General features: G+C 53.9%; 18 protein-coding genes and 1 other annotated feature. Of the genes, 16 read left to right on the top strand and 2 right to left on the bottom strand.

The genetic code is table 11. The features are described from left to right. Positions 1-85: 85 nt before the first annotated feature. Positions 86-880 carry a hypothetical protein gene (locus MKX51_RS24035; protein WP_340994126.1) on the bottom strand — a complete coding sequence of 265 codons (795 nt, stop codon included), beginning with the start codon at positions 878-880 and terminating at the stop codon, positions 86-88. A gap of 338 nt (positions 881-1218) precedes the next feature. On the opposite strand from MKX51_RS24035, the gene MKX51_RS24030 reads away from it, so the two are divergent. Beyond that, positions 1219-2625, top strand: coding sequence for a transposase (locus MKX51_RS24030; protein ID WP_340994125.1), 1407 nt, complete (start codon positions 1219-1221; stop codon positions 2623-2625). A 123-nt stretch (positions 2626-2748) separates the two neighbouring features. Next, the gene (gene ypfJ / locus MKX51_RS24025) at positions 2749-3609 is read left to right on the top strand and encodes a KPN_02809 family neutral zinc metallopeptidase (protein ID WP_340994124.1); all 861 of its coding nucleotides are present in this window, start codon (positions 2749-2751) and stop codon (positions 3607-3609) included. 452 nt (positions 3610-4061) lie between these two features. Here ypfJ and MKX51_RS24020 read toward each other — a convergent pair whose 3' ends face one another. Continuing rightward, a complete protein-coding gene (locus MKX51_RS24020) occupies positions 4062-5303 on the bottom strand; it encodes a GGDEF domain-containing protein (protein ID WP_340938655.1) in 1242 nt (413 codons plus the stop codon). A 195-nt stretch (positions 5304-5498) separates the two neighbouring features. Here MKX51_RS24020 and MKX51_RS24015 point away from each other — a divergent pair, with 195 nt between their 5' ends. The 14 genes from MKX51_RS24015 (at position 5499) to radC (ending at position 23675) form a co-directional block, all read left to right on the top strand. Beyond that, complete coding sequence (locus MKX51_RS24015; protein ID WP_340994123.1) at positions 5499-6920, top strand: glycosyltransferase family 4 protein; 1422 nt, start codon at positions 5499-5501, stop codon at positions 6918-6920. A gap of 135 nt (positions 6921-7055) precedes the next feature. Beyond that, positions 7056-8420: a LysM peptidoglycan-binding domain-containing protein gene (locus MKX51_RS24010; protein WP_340994122.1), complete on the top strand. Its 1365-nt coding sequence runs from the start codon at positions 7056-7058 to the stop codon at positions 8418-8420. 230 nt (positions 8421-8650) lie between these two features. Further along, entirely contained in the window at positions 8651-9313 is a 663-nt protein-coding gene (locus tag MKX51_RS24005; RefSeq protein WP_340994121.1) for a stalk domain-containing protein, read from the top strand. A 92-nt stretch (positions 9314-9405) separates the two neighbouring features. Further along, positions 9406-9690 (top strand) — a binding site (T-box leader). 159 nt (positions 9691-9849) lie between these two features. Beyond that, complete coding sequence (locus MKX51_RS24000; protein WP_076079479.1) at positions 9850-12486, top strand: valine--tRNA ligase; 2637 nt, start codon at positions 9850-9852, stop codon at positions 12484-12486. Between the two features lie 5 nt (positions 12487-12491). After that, positions 12492-13868, top strand: coding sequence for a bifunctional folylpolyglutamate synthase/dihydrofolate synthase (locus MKX51_RS23995; RefSeq protein WP_340994120.1), 1377 nt, complete (start codon positions 12492-12494; stop codon positions 13866-13868). A 7-nt stretch (positions 13869-13875) separates the two neighbouring features. Next, positions 13876-15252 carry a UDP-N-acetylmuramate--L-alanine ligase gene (gene murC, locus MKX51_RS23990; protein WP_076079445.1) on the top strand — a complete coding sequence of 459 codons (1377 nt, stop codon included), beginning with the start codon at positions 13876-13878 and terminating at the stop codon, positions 15250-15252. Positions 15253-15426: 174 nt separating this feature from the next. Further along, positions 15427-16614, top strand: coding sequence for a GGDEF domain-containing protein (locus MKX51_RS23985; protein ID WP_340994119.1), 1188 nt, complete (start codon positions 15427-15429; stop codon positions 16612-16614). 29 nt (positions 16615-16643) lie between these two features. Then, positions 16644-17816, top strand: a complete 1173-nt coding sequence (locus MKX51_RS23980) for a GGDEF domain-containing protein (RefSeq protein WP_340994118.1) — start codon at positions 16644-16646, stop codon at positions 17814-17816. Positions 17817-17869: 53 nt separating this feature from the next. Continuing rightward, positions 17870-19051, top strand: a complete 1182-nt coding sequence (locus tag MKX51_RS23975; protein ID WP_340994117.1) for a glycosyltransferase family 4 protein — start codon at positions 17870-17872, stop codon at positions 19049-19051. A 175-nt stretch (positions 19052-19226) separates the two neighbouring features. Further along, positions 19227-20414, top strand: coding sequence for a glycosyltransferase (locus MKX51_RS23970; protein ID WP_340994116.1), 1188 nt, complete (start codon positions 19227-19229; stop codon positions 20412-20414). 76 nt (positions 20415-20490) lie between these two features. Continuing rightward, complete coding sequence (locus tag MKX51_RS23965; protein WP_340994115.1) at positions 20491-21846, top strand: SPOR domain-containing protein; 1356 nt, start codon at positions 20491-20493, stop codon at positions 21844-21846. Positions 21847-22073: 227 nt separating this feature from the next. After that, on the top strand, positions 22074-22319 hold the full coding sequence (locus MKX51_RS23960; protein WP_076079449.1) for a DUF4321 domain-containing protein: 246 nt from the start codon (positions 22074-22076) through the stop codon (positions 22317-22319). Between the two features lie 37 nt (positions 22320-22356). After that, entirely contained in the window at positions 22357-22959 is a 603-nt protein-coding gene (locus MKX51_RS23955; protein ID WP_340994114.1) for a Maf family protein, read from the top strand. A 26-nt stretch (positions 22960-22985) separates the two neighbouring features. Continuing rightward, positions 22986-23675 (top strand): RadC family protein, encoded by a 690-nt coding sequence (gene radC / locus MKX51_RS23950; RefSeq protein ID WP_340994113.1) that lies wholly within the window; start codon positions 22986-22988, stop codon positions 23673-23675. Positions 23676-23693: the final 18 nt, after the last annotated feature.

Below are 23693 nucleotides of genomic sequence, written 5' to 3'. Positions count from 1 at the left end.
ATTCCGGTTCCATGATTCCTTCCCGGCTGAGACTGGGGAGGTTTTTTTGATTAGGATGTAGGCTATGTTGCTCAGTGAATACCCCCTACTTGATATACTCAATTATAGGCTTGAATGCCTCATACTCTTTGGAAAATTCAGCAAAATCACCCTTTAAAAAAATTGCAGAAACCGTTAAACGGAAAATAATAGCTCGTAGTATCATCTCCCTGTACAGTTTATCATTTGGCAGCAGGTCTATCTCTGAAACCTTGCTTCCCTGCCATGCTATACAATCACACACTAAAATGGCTTCCGCATATTCTACTGGGGCAATCGTAGGAGAAAAATCAATGACTAAAGGACTCATAGCCTTGTCAAAAAGAATATTACCTGACAAATCGCCGTGAACAATCTGCATACTGTATTGCTCCTTCAGGCTGACCATCCCGAGTATAGGACTAATCATTTCTTGCGCCTCTCTTGGCAGGTCCCTTGATAATTCATCTATTTGCCAGGCTATACGGTGACCCTTTGACCAAGGACTCTCAGTATAAGGGAAGTCGTGAAAATCAACTTTAGATAGATCCCGGTGGAACAGTCTAGATACCTGAAGTTTGTCTTCTATTCGTCCCTGCGCATCTTTACCTATTTCATACTGAGTGCAAGCCCATCCTCTGTACACAAAAGTACCGCATTTACTTTGAACAGGCTTTGATAACCTATAGCCCTGCGGATTTAAATTGCTAACAATATGAAGTAACCATTCACATTGATTTATGTCATCCACAGGCTTTAATACCGCATTCCCAACTCTTACTGCTGTATTCTGCCCACCAGTTAATGGAATAATATCCCCGCAAAGATTAAATGAATTTAATATTTCGTTGGTTAGTCCCATTTCATCACCTTCCTGACATGCATATTATTGTAAAATTATAGTTTATCCATAGAGATAGTCCATCAAGCTCAAGGATACATTATTTTTGTTACTGGTAAAATCTCCAGTCCGTCTTGAGCGAGTGGCACCCCTGCAATTATGGGTATAACACTAATAAGGAGACAATTTCATAATTCAAAACCCTTGCTATACCTGGTTTTTTTGAGCATAGAAAAAGGAGTACCTCCCCAAATTCTCGAAGTTATAGGCGACGAAACCAACACCCGAGAAGAAAAGAGGTAATCCCCATCTATTCTATTCGACAAGAAGAACTGTTTTCCTTCGAGGAATTGCTCCAAATGAGTCCAGAAGATAAATACAGCCAAATCTTTGAACACTTACATTTAGCTCCAGTTCTGTTCGCACTAGGGAAAAAGAACCATCGCGGACGGCCTGAAAAATTAAACGTACCTGCCATGATCTACTCGCTGCTGATTGCAAAAATGGAGAACATCGAGTTTGTCTCTGCCCTGGTCCGGCGACTGAATCATAGCATCGAATTTCGAGTCCAGTGCCGGTTCACCGGCTCGGATAACATTCCAAGTCAGGCCTCCTATTCCCGTTTGATTCATGCGCTGGAGCAAACGGGAATGCTGGAACAACTTCAGGATCGCCTAGTCACGTCTGCCCTAGAAGAAGGCTTTGTGAGCGGAACCCATCTGGCTGTGGATTCCTCCATGGTCGAGGCTTGGGATTGCCAATTTAGCGAATCGGCCTCCAAGCGTCGTGCGGCTCGCCGGGGGCAAAAGAAAGGCGAAGCTTCGGTGGCCGAGCAAATTCAGCTCGAACATCCCGAGCCTGAGCCTAAGGTGGCGAACGAGCCGCTGAAGAAACCCAGATATAGCAAGCCCGGCCGTCCATCCCTGGCGGAAAAGGAACGTCGGCGCGAGGAAATGGAAGCCTATGAACAAAGTCTCGGACCGTTCCAGAAAACCATTGAAGCGATGTTGCCGTACCCGTACGATGAACTACTGACCGCGTTGCCCCGGCATGCTGCGCGTTGTGACAAGAAAAATACGAAGGGCCGAATGACCAGCTATTACGGGTTCAAGGCGAATCTGCTGGTCGACACGGACAGCCAGTATATCCTCAGCGGCCTCTTTAGTTCGGCAAATCCGAATGACCAGCGTATGGCGGTCGTCCTTCTCAAAGGCCTGCTCCTGAAGTTTCCGATGCTAAAGGTCAAGCATATCTTGGGCGACAAGGGGTACGATTGCGCGGCGATCTACCAGTTGATTCATTCGCTCGGCGCCTATCCTGCGATTTCCCTGATTCACCACAAAGACTCGCCTGCGGGAATGAATCTGGATTACACGCCGGTGTGCGCTCAAGGGCATGCGTACCGTTACGACAGTTTTGATGCCAAATATGAGACCCTGAAGTACACCCGGCCTAGTGAATGCAAAGGCTGTGCGCTTTCCGGTACCGAATGCCAAAAAGTGTTTAAAATTCGAATCCAAACGGATTTGCGTTTACACACCTATCCCGCCAGAGGGAGCGAAAGTTTTACAACACTGTACAAGAAGCGTACGGCCGTGGAGCGTGTATTTGCCTATCTCAAAGAGTATTTCGGGATGAAGCGCACACGCCACCGCGGTGTCCGGGCAAGTGTCGATTTCCAGCTCAGTACGCTCGCGTACAATTTGAGTAAGTTTGCGTTAGACAAATTGAACCAGCAGTTGAGGAATTCCCAGCAAATCGCCTGATTTTTTAAAAATGTGACCTTAGATTTTGGCCTAATCTTGCTATTTAACAAATTGAATTATGAAATTGACTCATAAGTACAAAGATATCTGCATTCGCGAGTATTCATAACTGGGGGGAAGGCCATGAAATGGCAGGGCAGAAGAGGCAGTTCCAATGTGGAAGACCGCAGAGGCCGCGGCGGCGGAGGCGGAGGCAAGCTGATTGGCGGCGGAATCAGCGGGATCGTGATTATAGTGATTGTTACGCTGCTGAGCGGAGGGAATATCGGCGATATTATGGGCAATCTGACTTCAACCGGTTCGGGTACGAACTCAAGTGTCCCTTATGAACAGAGCGCCCAGGAAAAGGAGTTATCCGAGTTCGTATCTGTCGTGCTGGCCGATACCGAGGATGTCTGGTCCGATATCTTCAAGGAGCAGGGGATGACTTATCAGGACCCGACGCTTGTGCTCTACAGCGGCAGCGTGAACTCTGCCTGCGGAACCGCCAGCTCGGCCGTAGGCCCGTTCTATTGTCCGGGAGATGCCAAGCTGTATATCGACCTCAGCTTCTATGATGAGCTGCAGCAGCAGTTCAATGCGCCGGGCGACTTCGCCATGGCGTATGTGATTGCCCACGAGGTGGGCCATCATGTGCAGACGCTGCTGGGCGCTTCCGAGCAGCTGAATTCGGAGCGCCAGCGCCTCAGTGAGACCGAGTTCAACAAGGTTCAGGTGCGCTTTGAGCTGCAGGCCGATTATTATGCCGGAGTGTGGGCGCATCATGTCCAGGGACAGAATCTGCTGGAGGAGGGAGACTTGGATGAGGCTCTGACGGCAGCGAGCGCAGTCGGGGATGATACGATCCAGAAACGGGCGCAGGGATATGTGGTGCCCGACAGCTTCACGCACGGAACGTCTGAACAGCGCAAGCGCTGGTTCTATAAGGGCTTCAACTCCGGCACGATTGCTGGCGGAGATACCTTCAAGGCTGCCGAGCTGTAGCCGCCTGCATCAGGAACACCAAGAGCCGCACTTCCGTTTCACGGAGAGCGGCTCTTGGTCTTATTCGGGATTTATCATGAGGAGCCGTTTCTGCTCCGCCGGGAAGCTGGGATGTATGCCAAAAACAGCATACATTGTGCTGCCGCGCACGCGAACGGTCCGAATGTATGCCAAAAACAGCATACATTGTGCTCCACGCAGGCGAACGGGCCGAATGTATGCCAAAAACAGCATACATTATGCTGCCGTTCAGGCGCCCGGGCCGGATGTATGCCAAAAACAGCATACAATGTGCTGTCACGCAGGCGAACGGTCCGAATGTATGCCAAAAACAACATACAATGTGCAACTGCGAGGGTGAGCGGGGCAAATGTATGCCAAAAACAGCATACATTCGGAGCAATGTGCTGCCGCGCCTGCGCACAGGCCGTCCCCCTGCGCGGAAACGTGTCTCAAGGCTGCACATCATTCCGGTAAGAGAGACGGTTGCGGCCAAGCTTCTTGGACTCCAGCAGGAGCTGGTCGGCGTAGACGTACCCTTTTTCCATAGAGGTCTTCTGGTCCGGGTCTGCCTTGTAGTAAAAGAGTCCGAAGGATGCCGAATAGGGCACGCGGATGATCTGCTCCTCGAATTCTGCACTTACAGTGTGACCGTGAAGGCTGTCCAGAATCTCCTGAATCTGCGTCCTGCACTCCTCGAAGGTCTTGTCCCTTAGGAAGAGGGTGAACTCTTCGCCGCCGCTGCGGAACAGAACATCCTGCTCCTGCAGGTGCATCTGCAGCGTCTTGGCAAAATGAACAATGACCCGGTCACCAACGGCGTGGTTGTAGCTGTCATTGATTTTTTTGAACCGGTCGATGTCCGCCACTACAATCCCGATATACTCCCCGCTCTGGTTCAGCTCCTTCATCATCTTGTCCATATGCGCCCGGTTGTAGGTGCCGGTCAGGAAGTCGCGGTAAGCCATCTGCTCGAATTTGTCGCGTTCATACTTGTGCTGGGCACTCTGCGATTTGGAATAGAACGAGATGCTGACTACATAGTTGAGCAGGAACAGGGCGATCAGCATCTCCCATTTCTCCATTTGCAGCAGCCGCAGCAGCAGAGCGTTACTAAGAGCCACCTTGCTGAAGTCCAGCAGATTCCGGCTTCGGAATAGCAGATTTCGCGCTTCCCGGCGTGTCTTGATATCTCCCGACAAGGCAAAGGTCAGCACCAGGAAGGTGGAGGACAGCAGGGTGGTGACGCAGACCACGAGCAGGAACAGCAGCCAGTATCCGAGCGGAAGCTTGTCCGCCAGGGGAGAGAGCGCCGTATACAGATAGTACGCAGCAGAGCCGCCCAGTGTGAACGAACCGATATTGTAGAAGGTATCCAGGAACTCGCCGGGATCGGCGGTTTTTGTTTTCTTTTTATAGAAATATACGATGAACCGGTATACGGTCTCGAACAGGAGCGTGCCCAGCGGACCGGCAAAAATCCCGAAGGAGGAGGTATAGCTGATGGCATAATCGATTGTTGAGTTCCCGCTCCGGGTCACAATCCGCAATTGGAAGTAGATGCTGGAGAAGATAGTGTATAGCAGTAATGCTTTTATATAGGTAGCGTCCAGGACTACAGCATGCGCGGGAATGAAGGCTATAGCCAGGGATGCGACAAATAGAAAAAGGTCAAATACCCTCGCTTTTGACATGTCGGAAATTTCCTTTCAGGATTTATACCGATTATACCCGAAAAGATGATTCTTGATTAAAAGATATTTTTGAAATTTGCAGGGAATGATCATATATCCCTTTCCGCCTGCCCGCAGCCTACATATACTATTCTGATTAGGGTGGAGCAGACTGCTCCTGCACCTAAATACATCTATAGCCGGGGAGAGGAATGCATGAAGATATTGCTGGTCACCTACTGGGGCCTCACCAATATGGGCGGAATTTGGACATATATGAAGCAGCTGGCCGACAAGCTGGGCGAGCAGGGCCATTCCGTTACACTGATGGGCAGCCATGCGGAGAACAATACATTGTATTTGCTCAACCGGACGGAGTCTTTTGATAAAAAAGCGTTCTATTCGCTGCTGCTGCCCCAGCTTGATATCGGCCGGTTCCCCTCGCTGCATCTGGAGCATGGCATCTTCAGCTTTGAGCTGGGTCGTTACGTATTCGAGGGCGGCGCCGCTGTGCTGGGGCTGGAGGAATATGATGTCATTCATGCCCAGGACCCTATAGCCTCATATGCAATACGGCGGATCATGCGCCGTCCTGTTCCGCTGGTCGCAAGTGTTCATGGGGCATTGACCAAGGAGACCTACTATGAGTACAAGGGGCTTGAGCCCGGACTGACCCGGGAGGCCTATGAGCAGCGGCCGATCTGGAGCTATTTCCGCAGGCTTGAGACACTGGGTGCCCAGGCGGCTGACCAGATTCTGGTCTCTTCGGAGTGGATCGGACAGCTTACGCAGAGCCTGGGGGTCAGCCCGGACCGTATTCATACCTTGCCGTACGGGCTGGACCTACATCAATATGCAGCCAGGGCCGCAGAGACGCCGCCGCTTCAATTTGCAGAAGGAATTCCTGTCATCATGTATGCCGGACGTCTTGAATATATCAAAGGCGTCCATGTGCTGATAGAGGCGCTAGGCATTCTGGAGCAGCGCTGTCAGCAATGGATCTGTGCGGTGGCCGGAATCGGCAGCCTCCTGGAGGAGCTCATGGAGCAGGCCCGTCTGCTGGGTATCGCGGGGAAGGTCCATTTCACCGGGAAGCTGAACAATATTCCGGCTGCACTCCGGGCTGCCGACATCTATGTGCAGCCCTCCCTCCAGGATACGCAGCCTTTCTCGGTTACAGAAGCGCAGCTTGCCGGAATCGCGCCGATTGTCGCCGGAACCGCAGGCATGCCGGAGATGGTCCGGCAGGGAGAGACGGGCTGGATTGTTCCTCCCGGAGATGCCGCTCAGCTCGCCCTGCAGATGGAGCAGCTGCTGGGGGATGAGGAGCTGAGAAGACGCACCGGCCTCCAGGCTAAGCACTGGGCAGAGCAGACCCGTTCGCTGGATGTCATGGCTGCGGGTACGCTGCATGTATACCAGAGAGCGGTCAATCTGCGGGCAGGCCGGCCGGGAATTCCGGATCACCTCCGGTTTGAGGAAGAACCGGGCGCGGGTGCGCTGCCGGCAGCTTTTCATCCGGCAGATGTGCTTAACGAGGGTGATCCGGGGAATCCGCTTGCCGTAACGATGCGTGTCAAGCTTCCGCAGCACTACTCTATTCCTGATGCACGTACGGCCCTTCCTCCCCTGGGATAGGCGCTGTCCGCAATTGAAGCGGCAAAGTTGTCATGCCTGCCTGATTGAAGCATATACATGAGGGGAGTAACATTTTGGGCTTATACTCTGGGCTTGTCTCAGGGATAGATTATGCCAAGAAGGAGGACATTTCCCGTGTTTGACCAGTCCCATGGCTTGCGGTTTGATATTTATGAACGCATTCACCTTTCGGAAGAGCTTCCGGGAATAGCAGAGCTGGAGGAAGTCGAGCTGGTTCCCGACATCCAGGTCATCCAGCGGGAGGACCGGGCCGAGCTGCACGGACAGCTGCTGCTCACCGGACTCTACCGGGGGGAGGATGACCTTACACAGCGTCTGGAGCATGCAATTCCTGTTGAAATCACTGTTCCGCTGACCCGGGTCAGCTCACTTGATGACATAGGGGTGGAGATCGAGAATTTCGATATTGATCTGTTGACGATGCGAACCGTCAACATTACCGGAGTGCTCTCGCTGCGCGGAATCGGAAGTACAGATGTACAGCCGGCCTGGCAGCAGGAGGAATACACGGTAGCGTATTCGCCGGAAGCAGGAGACAGCAGGGCCGCTGAGGAGCAAATCCGCAATCCGGAGAATGACACCCTGTATGAGAATTCGCTCTGGACCTATGGCGAAGGCACGGCAGAGGGCTCTGCGGAAGATCAGAACTCCGCTGTTCCGGCTGAGGCAGCAGCTGAGCCGTTGTACGCAGAAGATACTTCTTACAGCCAGCCCGCGGCCTATCTCTCCACACCCCTGAAGGACAAGGAACCCAGAGTAAGGACCCATAGTCTGGATACGGCTTCTTCGGCAGGCAGCAAGCCGTCGGCTGATAAGGCCTCCGCTCATTTCCTCACCTCCAGAGAGAAGACGGCACCGGCGGCTGTGAACGGCTCGCTTCAGGAGGACACCACGCTTCAGACAGGCACCGCCGCCTTGAACACTGTGGACCATTGGGGCAATGCGAAGCTTCATGCCGTATCGCAGCCGGAGCCGGTGCTTACCTCCGCTGCCAACGATGCTGCTGCGCTGTTTGCCGGGAACGAAGAAGGGGAGGCGGCAGAGGAGATCCAGGCCACAGACAATGAAGTCTTCCTGTCTGCGGAATCTCTGTCTCCCCAGGAGGAGAAGCAGGATCTCAAGGTTGCCCTTGGCAGCAAAAAAGAACCGGGAGCCGCCGAGCAGGAGCCGCTCACCTTCTCCTCGCTGCTCAGCGCAAGCCGCGCCAACCGAGAGCAGGAGGAACTGCTCTCTGGCAATATAGACTCTGTAGCGCAGGCTGTTCCTGAGGCAGGCAATGATACAGCGTGGAAGAGCCGGTTCATCGGCGGGATGGGCGGGACAGAGCTGTTCCGCAAGGTACGGCTCTGCATCGTGCAGCGGGAAGAGACGCTGGATACCATAGCCGAGAAATACCAGCTAAGCACCCGGGAGCTGACTATGTATAACCGGCTGTCCGGTCAGATTGTAGAAGAGGGACAGGTATTATACATTCCTTGAGATTGATGGTGTGCGGAGAATTCAGGCTTAACAGGAACAGCCCTTGCCTTATGCATGGGGCTGTTCCTGTTTTTTGTGAACCGGCTTTTGTTGGGGGCATGTTTACACGTGTCTCCGCTCCTGGTTTATAAACCGCCTAGGTCGGGGTAATAGTCACTACCGGCCTACATACATTACACATTCAGGCAGCTATGCGCTGGTACATCACTTCTGGAAGGATGATATATCACATGAAGAGAAAAGTGGCAGCCACTGCGGCCGCACTAAGCTTGACGCTCACAGTCTCGGCCGGTGTCTACGCCGCCAGTAATCTGCAGGAGATCAAGGCGCTCCTGAACAACAAAATCGGGATCGTCGTGAACGGCCAGGTGTACACGCCCAAAGACGGCAACGGCAAAACCCTCGCCCCGATTACCTACAACGGGATCACTTATCTGCCTGTACGCTCCATCGGCGAAGCGCTGAACACTGCTGTTACTTACGATGCTGCAACCAGCCGGGTCATCATCGGTGATGCGGCTGCTCCGGCTGTCTCCTCCGGCGGCTCGTCCGCAGGAACACCAGCAGATGCTGTGAAGCGGCCGAAGAGCCTGCCGGCGGACTTCCCGCTTCCGGCGGACGCGAAGATATTTGATCTGATCGAAGGCTCGGCAACCGGTAAGCCGTCCGCGACCTTCAGCTACCGCACGAAGCAGAGTCTGGAGACGCTCGGCAATACGTACAAGGACTATTTTGTACAAAAAGGGGCAACCTCCAAGTCCGAGGAGGTCTCCGCCTCAGCCTTCTCGATTATTGATGCCGGAAGCACATTCTCTGTTACGCTGGATGGCGCCCCCGGAACGGGCGGCAATCAGGGCTTCAATGTGGTTCAAGTGATCTGGAGCGGGGAGTAAGCAGCAATGTACGTCTGCTGCGCGCCCTTTGTGTATATGCTGGTTGACTAGGGATAACACTGAATGTATTATTGAACTATGTAATAACTAGCATAAAGACTGGGAACGGGAAGAGTAGGCGGTCAGCCCTTCAGAGAGCGGGATTATCATTGGTGTGAATTCCCGCAGGATGCAGCCCCCGAAGTCGCCCCGGAGTTGCCCTTCTGAGCTTGTCTTCATCATGAAGACCGGTTAGGATGCGGCCGGTTGCAGCCGTTACCCTGCATGAGTGTCGCGCTAAGCTTCAGGAACCTGTAAGGGAACTTAAGGCAGTGGTTTATTTTTTATTGGCGCGAAACAAAGGTGGTACCGCGAAAGAATGGCCTTTCGTCCTTTGAGACGAAGGGCCTTTTTGTATTCTCAGAAACCGCTAGCTACTCAATACATTTAACAGTGGAGGGTTCACAATGGCTGATAACAACAATGCAGCAGCAGAGCTGCCGAACGGGCAGAAAGCGGCAGAAGCTACCGCTTCAGCTAATCACAAGCAGAGCGACATGCCGACTACATATGATCCGGGAGCGGCAGAGAAGAAATGGTATGCGTACTGGATGGAGAAAGGCTTCTTCGAAGCCGGCAAACGGCCGGATGCGGAGCCTTACAGCATCGTGATTCCGCCGCCGAATGTAACAGGAATGCTGCATATCGGACATGCGCTGGATTTCACGCTTCAGGATGTGCTGATCCGCACCAAGCGGATGCAGGGATATGATACCCTGTGGCTGCCGGGTACGGACCATGCAGGGATTGCTACACAGACCAAGGTAGAGCAGAAGCTGCGCCAGCAGGGAATCTCCCGCCATGACCTGGGACGCGAGAAGTTCCTGGAGCAGGTGTGGGCCTGGAAAGACCAGTATGCAGAGACGATTCATGACCAGTGGGCCAAGATGGGCCTGTCCCTCGATTACTCCCGCGAACGATTTACCTTTGATGATGGAATGAAGAAGGCGGTAAGCAAGGTATTTGTGGAGCTGTACCAGAAGGGCCTGATCTACCGCGGCAAGCGGATTATTAACTGGGACCCGGCTGCCCGTACAGCGCTGTCGGATATTGAGGTTGAATACAAGGAAGTGAACGGGCATCTGTACCATCTGCGTTATCCGCTGAAGGATGGCAGCGGCCATATCACGGTGGCTACCACGCGGCCCGAGACGATGCTGGGTGATACAGCGGTAGCGGTACACCCGGAGGATGAGCGCTATAAGGATCTGATCGGGAAGACGCTGATTCTGCCGGTTACCTTACGTGAGATTCCGGTTATTGCTGATGAATACGTAGATAAGGATTTCGGCAGCGGTGCGGTTAAGATTACACCGGCGCATGATCCGAACGACTTCGAGATGGGAGTCCGCCATAACCTTCCGCAGATCAACGTAATGGATGAAGGCGGAGTGATGAATGAGGAAGCGGGCGCTTACCAGGGAATGGACCGCAGCGACTGCCGTAAGGCCATCGTAGCCGACCTGAAGGAGCAAGGCGTGCTGATCTCCATTGAGGATCATGTACACCAGGTTGGGCACAGTGAGCGTTCCGGGGCCGTAGTAGAGCCTTATCTGTCCACCCAGTGGTTCGTCAAAATGCAGCCGCTGGCAGAAGCAGCCATCGCTGCACAGAAGGACGGTGACGGGGTCCACTTCGTGCCGGACCGCTTCGAGAAGACGTACCTGAACTGGATCGAGAATGTCCGTGACTGGTGTATCTCCCGCCAATTGTGGTGGGGCCACCGTATTCCGGCCTGGTACTCCGAATCTACCGGGGAGCTTGTAGTTGCACACGATGAAGAAGAAGCGCGCCGCATCAGCGGGCTGTCCGACCTGAAGCAGGATGAGGATGTTCTGGATACCTGGTTCAGCTCGAACCTCTGGCCGTTCGCTACCTTAGGCTGGCCTGATCAGGACAGCAGCGACTATCAGCGTTACTATCCGAACAATGTACTGGTTACCGGCTACGATATCATCTACTTCTGGGTAGCGCGCATGATTTTCTCAGCTATGGAATTCACAGGCCAGAAGCCGTTCTCCGATGTGCTGATGCACGGACTCGTACGCGATGCTGAAGGACGCAAGATGTCCAAGTCGCTGGGCAACGGTATTGATCCGCTGGATGTTATCGAGCAGTACGGCGCTGACGCCATGCGCTATATGATTACTACCGGCAGTACAGCGGGCCAGGATCTGCGGTTCCGTATGGAAAAGGTAGAGCAGGCGCGTAATTTTGCCAACAAGATCTGGAATGCCTCCCGGTTCGCACTGATGAATCTGGAAGGCGTAGCCTTTGAAGATATTGACATTACAGGTGAGCTTGGCACAGCGGACCGCTGGATTCTGCACCGCCTGAACGAAACTTCCCGCGATATTACGCGTCTAATTGACTCGTACGAGTTCGGCGAGACCGGGCGCCTGCTCTACAACTTCATCTGGGATGATCTGTGTGACTGGTATATCGAATTCGCCAAGCTCTCGTTATACGGAGCGGACGCAGCTGCCAAGGCCAAGACCCAGTCTGTTCTGGCTTACGTGCTGGACCGCACACTGCGGCTGATTCACCCGTTCATGCCGTTCATTACGGAGGAGATCTGGCAGCATCTGCCGCATCAGGGCGAATCCATCACCTTGGCCGAGTGGCCGAAGTACGATGCGGCGCTTGAGAATCCGCAGGCAGTATCAGAGATGAACCTGCTGATGGATATTATCCGGGCCGTTCGCGGGATCCGTGCGGAAGTGAATGCGCCGATGAGCAAGAAGGTCGAGCTGATTATCAAGGCCGGCAGCCAGGACACCCTGGACATTATTTCCCGCAACGACAACTACATCGGGCGCTTCTGCAACACCTCTTCCTTCGAAGCAGGCCTTGCGCCGCAGACGCCGGATAAAATGATGTCCGCCGTGGTTACCGGAGCGGAGCTGCTTCTGCCGCTGTCCGGTCTGATTGATATCGATCAGGAGATTATTCGTCTCGAAAAAGAAGTTCAGACCCTGAACAGCGAAGTGGAGCGTGTGGAGAAGAAGCTCAGTAATCAGGGTTTTGTGGCCAAAGCTCCGGCGAAAGTCATCGAAGAGGAACGGGCGAAGCAGGCGGATTATTCCGACAGACGCGAGAAGGTGCTGGCCCGTATTGCAGAACTGAGAGGATAACAGACATGGAAGAGATCACCCGGAGCGGCGCTGCCGCTCCCTTAAGTTCTTATACAGAAGCCGTAGACTGGATCAATAGCCTGATTCCTTTTGGAATCCGGCCGGGTCTGGAGCGGATAGAGCTTCTAATGGAGAAGCTGGGACATCCGCACCGGAAGCTGAAGTTCATTCATGTGGCGGGGACCAACGGCAAGGGCTCGACCTGCGCCTTTTTGACCTCGGCCCTTATTCAGAGCGGATATTCGGTAGGGACCTTTACCTCTCCTTATATCACGAAGTTCACGAACCGGTTCCAGTACAACGGGACGGATATTCCTGAGGAGACGCTGCTTGCGCTTGCCATTCAGCTGCGTCCGCTGGTTGAGGAGATTGCGGGCACTGAGCTGGGCTCACCGACCATGTTCGAGGTGGCGACGGCGCTTGCGATTCTCTATTACGGCGAAGTCTGTTATCCCGATGTTGTCGTATGGGAGACGGGGCTTGGGGGAAGGCTGGATGTAACGAATATTGTTACTCCGGTTGTGTCGGTCATTACCAATGTGGGACATGACCATACCGATGTGCTGGGAGATACGCTTACGCTGATTGCCGGCGAGAAAGCCGGGATTATTAAGCCGGGCGTTCCTGTAGTCAGCGGTGTAAGCCAGCCCGAGGCTGTAGCTGTATTGAAGGCCAAGGCGGCGGCTACCCGTTCGACACTCTATTTAGCCGGAGAAGATTTCAGCTATAGCGGAGTTGAGCTGAGAGACGGCTGCCAGCATTTCACCTTCAACGGGCCGTTCCGGGGACTTGAGCTGGATATTGCCATGAAAGGCGAACACCAACTGGAGAATGCGGCCGGGGCGATGATGGCGCTTGAGGTGCTGCGGCAGTATATGGCCTTCATGCTGGAGGACGAGGATGTGCTGGAGGGCTTCCGGGGCACATTCTGGGCCGGAAGGCTGGAGGAAGTGAGCGCCTCGCCCAGAATTATTCTGGACGGCGCGCACAACCCGGAAGGGGCTGAGAGCCTTGCGAAGAGCCTTCCGCAGTTCCAGCCTTACGGTAAATTAAATTTGCTCATGGGGATGCTGGCAAATAAGCATCACGAGTCGTATCTCAAGCATATACTGCCTATAGTGGATACGCTCATCCTGACCGAACCTGATTTCCGTAAGAAGATGGACGCGGAAGATCTGCAGGCGATCGCAGAAAGTCTGCGGGATAAATATGCCAAGGAAAACTTGGAAATCATAGTAGAACGTAATTGGGGCCAAGCGCTGCAGAAGCTGCAGACGATCACAGCGGACGATGACCTCGCGGTTGTGTCCGGAACGCTGTATTTGATTTCTGATGTGCGCAGTACGCTTTTACGGCAACCCGATTCTGAAAAAGGCTGGTGACGAACTGTTGGATACTACTGAACGTGTGCATTTTATAGGGATCGGCGGCTATGGTATGAGCGCGATTGCCCGGGTAATGCTGGAGATGGGATATACAGTTACAGGCTCTGACGTAGCTGCCCAGGAGTTAACGGAGAAATTGATTGCCAAAGGTGCCAAGGTCTTCATCGGGCATACGGCGGAGCAGGTAAAAGGCGCGGATCTGGTCGTCTATTCCACGGCGCTTGCCGCGGATAATGTGGAATGGGTGGAAGCGGAGCGTTTGAAAATTCCGATTCTGCACCGCTCGCAGATGCTGGCCCGGCTGCTGAATGAACGCAAGGGCGTTGCAGTGGCCGGAGCGCACGGCAAGACTACCACCTCTTCCATGATTGCTCTGGTGATGGAAGACTGCGGCGTGGACCCTACCTACATTATCGGCGGGGAGATTATGAATGTCGGCACGAATGCCAAAGCGGGACAAGGGGAATTCGTCGTGGCAGAGGCCGATGAGAGTGACGGCTCGTTCCTGCAGTACCACCCTTGGCTGGGAATCGTTACGAACATTGAAGCTGACCATCTGGAGAACTACGGCGGCGACTTCGGCAAGCTGAAGGATGCTTATGTTCAGTTCATGAATCAGCTGCGCGAGGACGGAACAGCTATCGTATGTGCGGATGATGAGAATCTGAAATCCCTGCTGCCTAAGGTAAAAGGTACAGTGATCAGCTACGGGATCGAATCAGAGACGGCTGATTATACAGCGACTGATATTGTTCTCGGCGACCGGCAGGTATCGTATACGATGAACCATGGAGCTGAGGTGCTAGGCCGGATTGAGCTCTCTATTCCGGGACAATACAATCTGTATAACTCTATGGCAGCAGTGATTTCCTGCCTGAAATCGGGCATTGCCTTTGAAGCCATTGCGGCTGCGATTGTGAAGTTCCACGGCGCCAAACGGCGCTTCCAGGTGCTGGGCGAGGTTGACGAGATTCTCGTCATTGATGATTATGCGCATCATCCCACAGAGATTCAGGCTACGATCAGCGCCGCCAAGGCAACCGGCAAACGCATTATCGCCGTGTTCCAGCCGCAGCGCTACACGCGTACCTTCTTCCTGCTGGATGCTTTCAGCCGCGCGTTCAGCGAGGCGGACGAAGTGATTATTACCGATATCTACTCCCCTGCGGGTGAGAAGCAGATTGAGGGCGTCACCTCCGCCAAGCTGGTAGAGCTGATTGTACAGAACAGCAACGCCGGTGCGCGGCATCTGCCGACGAAGGAAGCTGTGCTGGCAGATCTGCAGAACCGGATTGCTCCCGGTGATCTGGTCATCACCATGGGTGCAGGCGATATCTGGAAGGTCGGTTATGCGCTGGCAGACAGCCTGAAGAACCGGTAAGATAGCATCGCATGACTACAGAAACGGCTCCACATTCCTTTAATAAGGAGTGTAGGGCCGTTTTTTTGCATACGAAGTTAGAGGTTATAGATAATAATGATATTGCCGATATAAGCTGTGAATGATATCGTTCGGAATAGAGCAGGTATATCCGCATAGTTCGGTGGTGTGTTGATGAGCTTTCAGCTTGATATTAAGTCGCTGTTATACTTGTTCATTCTGGGAAATTTATTTTCCGGCCTGATGATTACGTTTTACCGCTATCACTTCCCCAAAGACATTGCCTCCAGTCTGTTCATTGCCTCCAAGTGGATTCAGGTGACCTTCTGGAGCTCCATTCTACTCTGGGACTATCTTCCCCATAGAATCGCTGTGCCTCTGAGCAATGCGCTCATTCTGGCCGGCGGAGGGCTGGAGATCGCTGCGCTGCTGATGATGATGGGTATGCTGGACCGCCGGGCGAAGCTCTATTATCTGGCAATCACGGCAGGGAGCATACTCAGCTTCGTTATCGTTGCCCTGTTCTTCAACCATCCGAATATACGGGTCGCAACGACCTCGTTATGGGTCATGCTGTTTGTCCTCTACCCAGGTTGCCGACTGACAGCGAGCCCGGAGCGCTCTCCGCTCCAGAAGATACTCGCCACCGTATTTTATGCGATTGCAGCGGTGATGCTACTCCGGTCGTTCGTTGCGCTGGCGGTGGAGCCGGATATGGGACCGCTGACGGCTAACCCGGCGCAGTATTTGTATTATCTCGGGATGTTCCTGATGCTGATTGGAGGCATTGCCGCCTTCATTCTGCTCTCCAATGAGCATTCCTACAAGAAACTGAAGCGTATCGCCACCTATGACAGCCTGACCGGGATTCTCGGCCGACGGGCCTTCCTGCTGGAAGCCGAACTGAAGCTGGCGCTGGCTGCCAAGAAGAGGGAATATTGTTCCCTGCTGCTGCTGGATCTGGATCATTTCAAAAAAGTGAATGATACCTACGGGCATGACACCGGCGACAGTGTGCTGCAGGATTTCGCCCTCACTGCTGAGAGTACGCTTGCAGGCGGCGACTTGCTCGGAAGGGTAGGCGGCGAGGAATTCGCCATTCTGCTGTACGGGCAGGATGCGCTTAGCAGCAGCCATCAGGCGGAAGCACTGCGGGAGACGCTGGGGGAGGCCTCTGTGCATTGTCTGCCCTGCGGGTATACAGTCAGTATTGGTATAGTCTCTGTGCTGCCCGATCAGCAGACCAGCTTGAACGCACTTTACAAGCTTTGTGATCTGGCGCTTTATCAGGCGAAGCAGGAAGGGCGGGACCGTGTGGTCAGGGCCCGGGTAACCGGACGCTCGAATACATATCATACATAGACATATCGTCAAACAAAGGGGTGGACATGATGACAGCCGGCTTGGATTTGAAGACATTGCTGGCTTGTCTTTTTTTCGGCAATCTATTTACGGTTCTGCTTATTCTGGCATACCGGCCCAGTTATCCGAAAGAGAAGACAACCCCATTGTTCCTGACAGCCAAAATTCTGCAGCTCGCTATTCTGCAGCTGTTATTATTAGAGGGAATTCATGATCTACCGTTCGTGCTTCCAAGTCTTATTCTCTTGAGCGTGGCTGCAGGAACTGCGGAGATTCTGGCTCTGCTGAAGAAGCTGGAAGCCGATTCCGAACGAATGAAGCAGCGGTATTACGCGCTGGCCGCGATATCTGCGATAGGTCTGCTTCTGCTCAACCTGCTGCATCCGGATGTCCCCGGGCTAATCGCAGCCTCTGCGCTTACGGGTGCCATTCTGCTGCTCTATCCGGCCTATCTGTTATCCTGGAAGGCGAGAAAGACCCCGCTGCAGGAAATTACGGGTATGCTGTATGGCGTGGCTATCCTCTCTCTGCTCAGTAAGGCCAGCGGCCTTTTCTATCTTCCGCCTGCCGGCTCGATTGCAGCGGCGTGGCTGCAGAGCTTTTTCTATGCGGGGATCTACCTGCTGATGTTCCTCGGAACTGCGGGCTTCATGCTGCTCTCCCGGGAGCAGTCCTATGCGGAGCTGGAGCGTGTGACAACGTATGATGAGCTGACGGGCGTCTTGAACCGCAGGGCCTTCGTGCTGCGTGCCCAGCCTCTGATTGCTGCCGCCGCCAAGGAGAAGATGCCCTTCTCATTCATGCTGCTGGATGTGGACCATTTCAAGCAGGTTAATGACACCTATGGCCATGATACGGGAGACCGGGTGCTGCAGGATTTCGCCCGCAGGATTGAGCACCAGCTCGGCAGCGGGGATCTCTTCGGAAGATTCGGGGGCGAGGAATTCGCGGTGCTGCTGCACAGGTCGGATGAGGAAGACGGTGAGCGAATAGCGGAACAGCTGCGCTGCTCTGTGCTTGGTGCGACGGTCGAAGGCATGCCGCTATCCTATACAGTCAGCATCGGTCTGATTACGATTCTCTCCGGTGAACGCATGCCGCTTAGCACCTTGTACAAACTGAGTGACACCGCACTATATGAGGCGAAGCAGCGTGGAAGGAACTGCGTGGTCAAACACCCTAACTTGGGTAATAGATCCTAGATGTCCCGGGCAGTCCAGGGCGAATTGATCATTGGAGAGTAGGAGAAGAGGCCATGAAGGAACCGTTGCTATTCATTTCCGCAGAGAATCCATATCCGCAGGATAGCGGGGGCAAGCTGAGAACAGGCAACATTCTGAAGCTTCTGCAGGGCAAATATGAGGTAGAGCTCATCACCTATGCCAATCCCCGGAAGACAGGGACGCCGGAGGGACTTCCGTCACTTACAGTGTATGAAGTAGATCGTACGGTCAGCTACCGCAGAGCGCTTCTTCGTTCCCTCTATACCTGGCGGAACTGCTCGTATATGAGCCATGTCGATGTGGACATGAAGGCGAAGATTATGGAGCTCTGCAGCCGGAATTCCTACGGTCATGTATTTATTTCGCACAGCCTGCTGGGCTGCTGCATCAACATTGTACAGCGCTGCTTGCCTGACACTGTGATCATTACCGATGCGCATAATTTCGAGAGCGGACTGTCTGCACAGCTGGCAGGCGGCAAAAAGGGGATCGCGAAGGTCTACTATTCCCTTAATGCTATATGGACGCGCAGGGATGAGCTGAAGCTGATGGACAAGACTGATCTGCTGCTGACTACTTCGGAAGAGGATGCTCTGGCCTTCAAGGCACTGGCTCCAAGCCGGTCGCAGAAGGTTCATGTCATTCCCAATTTCATACGCATGGAGGATTACCGGACCAAGAGTCAGCTGTCCAAGGAGCAGTGGATTATTCTTCCGGGTAATATGAACTACTTCCCCAACATTAACGCAGCCCTCTACTTCTACCGTGAGGTATATCCTCTGGTTAAGGCGAGGGTGCCGGACATTAAGTGGTATATTGTCGGACGGGATGTGCATCCGGAGGTAGCGGCACTGGCCTTGAAGGATTCCTCTATCGTCATCACCGGGTATGTGGACAGTGTGGCAGATTATATACGCAAGGCGCAGGTGGTCGTAGCTCCGCTCCTGGAAGGCAGCGGGACAAGGCTGAAAATTCTGGAGGCCTGGGCGCTGAGGACGCCTGTCGTATCCAGCTCCAAGGGGGCAGAAGGGCTGCTCTATGAGCATTCGCGGAATATTATGATTGCCGATGACCCGGTTTCCTTTGCCGATAGTGTGACACTGCTGCTTCAGGATCATGAAAGAGGAGTAGTGCTGGCGGACCGTGCATACGAGACTCTGCTGGCGAATTATGAGGCGGAAAGTGTCAAGGATAAGCTGCTTCGTCTGGTCTGAAGGGATATGGAGGGTAAAATAATTATTTTTCCCCATAAATCGACAACCTTCTCAGGGGGATTGCGTTACTATAGATCTACATCGAAAGTTTCACATTTCTGGGCTGGATGTCATCCGGCTTTTTTTGTTTCGTACATAATCATACACATCTACATAGAACCAAGGAGCTATAGCCATGAGAGAGAGAATGCTGTTCCTTTCTGCCCGGAGTCACACACCGGTAGACCGGGAAGGAGACATCAGAATAGAGAATTTCCTTAATATGCTGCTGGAGCGGTTTGATATCGATCTGCTGGAGTATTGCTACCACCGCCGCGAGACACAGATTCTGCGCAGTCCTGCCCTGACCGTGCATCAGGTGAAGCGGCCTGCGTCCACCCGCAGAAGCCTGCTGTTTCCGCTGAACAGGCTCCGCAGGGATGCCTCGATGATCGGCAATGACAAGTCGCTGCGGGCGGTAATAACAGAGATGTGCAGCCAGCATGCCTACAGCCATGTGTTTGTCTCGTATGCCATGCTCGGCAATGGGCTGGATCTGGTCGCCTCGCTGCTTCCCGGGGCTGTTATCGTCACCGACGCCCGCCGTGCCGGTGGCATACGGGTGCAGAGCCGGGCGGCTGGCAAGCGGGGAATAAGTACAGGCTACCGCAAGCTGAATGATGCGCTGATCCGCCGCGAAGAGCGCCGGTTAATGAACAAGACCAGCCTGCTGCTGGCCGCTTCAGAAGAAGAGGCGCTGTCCTTTAAGGCGCTATCCTTTGCCGATGCAGGCAAGGTGCATGTTGTTCCGCCGTACATTAATCTGAGTGAACCCCCTTATGCGGCTGCGGGAGATACTGCCAAGGAGAACTCTATCGTTCTGCACTGGGACATGCATTCCACTGAAGGCAAGAATGCAGCGCTGCTGTTCTTCAAGAAGGTATATCCGCTGATTCGGGCGGCGGTGCCGGATATCCGCTGCTGCATTATTAGCAGAGCGGTGCATGCAGAGGTCGCAGCTGCCGTCCGGAAGGACTCTTCTATTTCAATTATCAGTGAAGCCATACAGACAGCAGATTATATCCGCAGAGCCAGAGCTGTGGTTGCCTCATGCTGCGAGGACTGCGGCGCTCAGAGCAGCATTCTGGAGGCCTGGGCCCTCCGCACGCCGGTGGTCAGCAGCCTGAAGGGCTCGGAGGAGCTGATCTGCGAGCCGGGGCGGAATATTCTGCTGGCCGGAACAACGGCTGGCACTGCCGATCATCTGATCAGGCTGCTGACGACGCCGGAGCTTGGCTCTATTATTGCGGATCAGGCCTACCGGACACTGAGCAGGCATTATGCAGCAGACGGTGTGAAGGCGAAGCTGCTTAGTCTGGTGTAAATATATTAAAATAGCATATCTCTCTCGCATCTTTCATATCTTTCAGTATAGAACTGAAGATCGCGAGGTGAGGGTATTGAATAACGGAAGAATGACATTCCGCTTCGACGGGAACCAGAGCAGACAGCGGACAGAGACGGCAGAGCGCCGGGCAGTGAACGAAACCGGTGTGGTTCTGGAGAATAAGGACACTGACAAGGTGCAGCGCGGGGAAATTAAGACATCCTCCTATTCCAAGGCCGATGAATATATTGTGGATCTGGAGAAGGTGGAGCTGCCCCGGCCTGTAGAGGCAGCTTACTTGAAGCCCCCGGGCTCCGGCCGCCGGAAACCGAAAGCTCCTGAGGATAACTATGATTTGGGGCTGTATTCTGTTGTCCGTCCTGCTTCTGCAAGGCATCTATGGGAACAGAGTGAAGATTCGGAGGAGTATTCCTTCTATGGAGGGGCGGATGAAGAAGGTCTGCATTCAGCAGATGAGTACTACCCGCTGTATGAAGATAACCGTGAATCCGCTGCAGACAGTCATGATCAACCCGGAGCTCAAGGGAATAGCTACGGCGGCTCTTATCATACCCGCCGTCCCTCGTATTGGTGGAAGTTCGCACTGTCCGTCGCTGGAGCGCTGGGAACGGGAATTCTGCTCGGATACGCAGCCCTGTCGTTCATCACAGGAGGGACGGGGGAGACTGCTAAAGCTCCGGGCAATGCAGCGGTTAAGACGGGAATCACTCAGGGGCAAAAGGCGGCAAACAGCGGTAACGCAGCAGAGATTACGGGCGTGCCTCCTGAGCAGACGGGAGAAGCGGTGAGCACGCAGATTCCGGTTCAGGTTGCGCCGCAGAGCTATTATCTGCTGCAATATGGCGTTTTCAGTACACCGGCAGGAGCGGAGCAGGCCCGGCAGGAGCTGCTGACCGCCGGCCTTGCCGCAGGTCTTGACCCGGCAGACGGCAACCGTGTGTACGCCGGATTGTCCCCTGACCGTGAGCAGGCCAAGCTGCTCAGCAATGGCCTTAAGGGGCAGGGCATCGAGCTGTACGTGAGAGAAGTGGCCCTGCCAGCTGTGAACCAGGTCCGCTATACCGGAACGGCGGCGGCGGTGGACAGCTACTTCAAGCTTAGCAGCCAGCTGTTAAGCGAGCTCAGCAGCTTGTCTGCTTCCCTGCTGGGCGGGGGGGACAGCGGGAACGCTGGCGGAGCGGTAAGCGATCTCCATATGCAGTGGACCCAGGCAGTCAAGGCACTGGAGCCGGGCCTGACCCCGGAAGGGCAGAGAATCGCTGACGGGCTGGAGAAATCCATGAGCCAGGGGATAGCCGCCCTGAACGAATACAATAAGAATAAGGCGGAGGGGCTGCTCTGGGAGGTGCAGGAGGCCATGATGAGCTTCCTGACCGGCCAGAAAAGCCTGTTGTCCGCCATGAGCTGACAGCTGAGGCGTAATGCACCGCTGACTATAGACTAAATAAATGATCCCCCGTACCAGGCATTTGCCCGGCGGGGGATTGCTGTATTTCCAGACGTAATCCTGCGTTGTGATAAGATCCGCAGGCTGCTTACGTGGTAAACATTCCCTGGATGGATTTTGAGTTTGTATTGCACTCCGTTTCACCGTATAATAATTAGGGTGTCAAAAAATGGCGAGGGAAGACTTGAATGAAGAAGAAAAATGTAGGAACACTGCTGTTATTTCTTATTCTGGGCTGGCTGGCCGGAGCCTGGATTGCCAAGCTGCTGGAACCTGTACAAGCTCTGTCTTTTCTTACAGCTTCGACTGTTCTCAAGTGGTCGCCGCAAGCCGATTTAGACATCATAACCTATGACATCACAATCCATTTGAAACTGTGCCTGCTCAGTCTTGCCGGGATGATTACAGCCGTATGGCTGTACCGCAGGCTGTAGCCTTAGCTGGCAGCATCAGGAAGGGACGTTAATTACAGTGGAGCATGACAATTCGCGGCATATTATTCTGGCCTCGGGTTCGCCGCGGCGGCGTGAGCTGTTAGCCTCGCTTGGCCTGCCCTTTGAGGTGCTGTCCAGCGATGCTGATGAGAGTACGCCGCCTGAATGGAGTCCTGAAGCTATTGTACGGAATCTGGCTCTGCGTAAGGCAGAAGCTGTGATTCCTGTTGCCGGAGACCGGGATGCCGTTATTATCGGCAGCGATACGATCGTTGTGCTTGACGACATGGTGCTCGGCAAGCCGGCGGATGAGCAGGACAGCGCCAGAATGCTGGGCATGCTGCAAGGCCGGACGCATCAGGTATACACCGGGGTGGCCTGCATCGGTACTGCAGAGGGACGTACCCTGGTAGAGCATAGGGTAACCTCTGTAACTATGAGAGCCATGAGCGAAGAGGAAATCTCCGCTTACATAGCGACCGGGGAGCCTGCCGACAAAGCCGGCTCTTACGCGATACAAGGACTGGGCGCCACCCTGGTGGAAGAAATTGAAGGCTGCTATTTTAACGTGGTCGGTCTGCCGCTGTCACTGCTGAGCGGTATGTTGTCCGGGTTTGGCATTTCGGTGCTGAACCGGTAAGGGTAGCCGAAGAAAGAAGGTTAGGGATGGAGTCGCAATCATTTATGCTGCGTGACCTCCCCCATGAAGAACGACCACGAGAGCGCATGATGCATTATGGGGCGGAATCATTAAGTCAAGCGGAGCTTCTGGCTATCCTGCTGCGCACAGGTGCGCACCGTGAATCAGCCCTTCTTATCGCCCAGCGGCTCTTGAGCCAAGCAGGCGGTCTCCGCGGACTGGCGGATCTGAGCATTGAAGAATTGACAACAATTAACGGCATCGGCCCTGCCAAGGCCGTGCAACTCAAAGCAGGCATAGAGCTGGGAAGACGGATGGCGAATTCCCGGCTTACCGGACCGGTCATTATCCGCAGTCCCCAGGACGCGGCGGAGATTCTGACCGAGCAGCTGCGTTATTTGCAGAAGGAGCATTTTATCTGTCTGTTCCTGAATACGAAGAATCATGTTATTGCGCAGGAAACATTGTCCATGGGTAGCCTTAATGCCTCCATTGTGCATCCCCGCGAGGTGTTCCGGGCAGCCATGAAATGCAGCAGCGCAGCAATTATATGCGCACATAATCATCCGAGCGGTGATCCTACACCAAGCCCTGAAGACATCTCACTGACTTCCAGGCTGATGCAGGCAGGCGAGATTGTCGGCATTGATGTGCTGGATCATCTGGTGATCGGAGACAGCAGCTACGTAAGTTTGAAAGAGAAAGGCTACATGTAATACAATTGTCTAGATTCA

The sequence above is a fragment of the Paenibacillus sp. FSL M7-0420 genome (genome assembly GCF_038002345.1).
GTDB lineage: Bacteria > Bacillota > Bacilli > Paenibacillales > Paenibacillaceae > Paenibacillus_AQ.
Note: the sequence above shows the minus strand (reverse complement) of the source record. Positions and strands in the feature narration are given on the sequence as shown.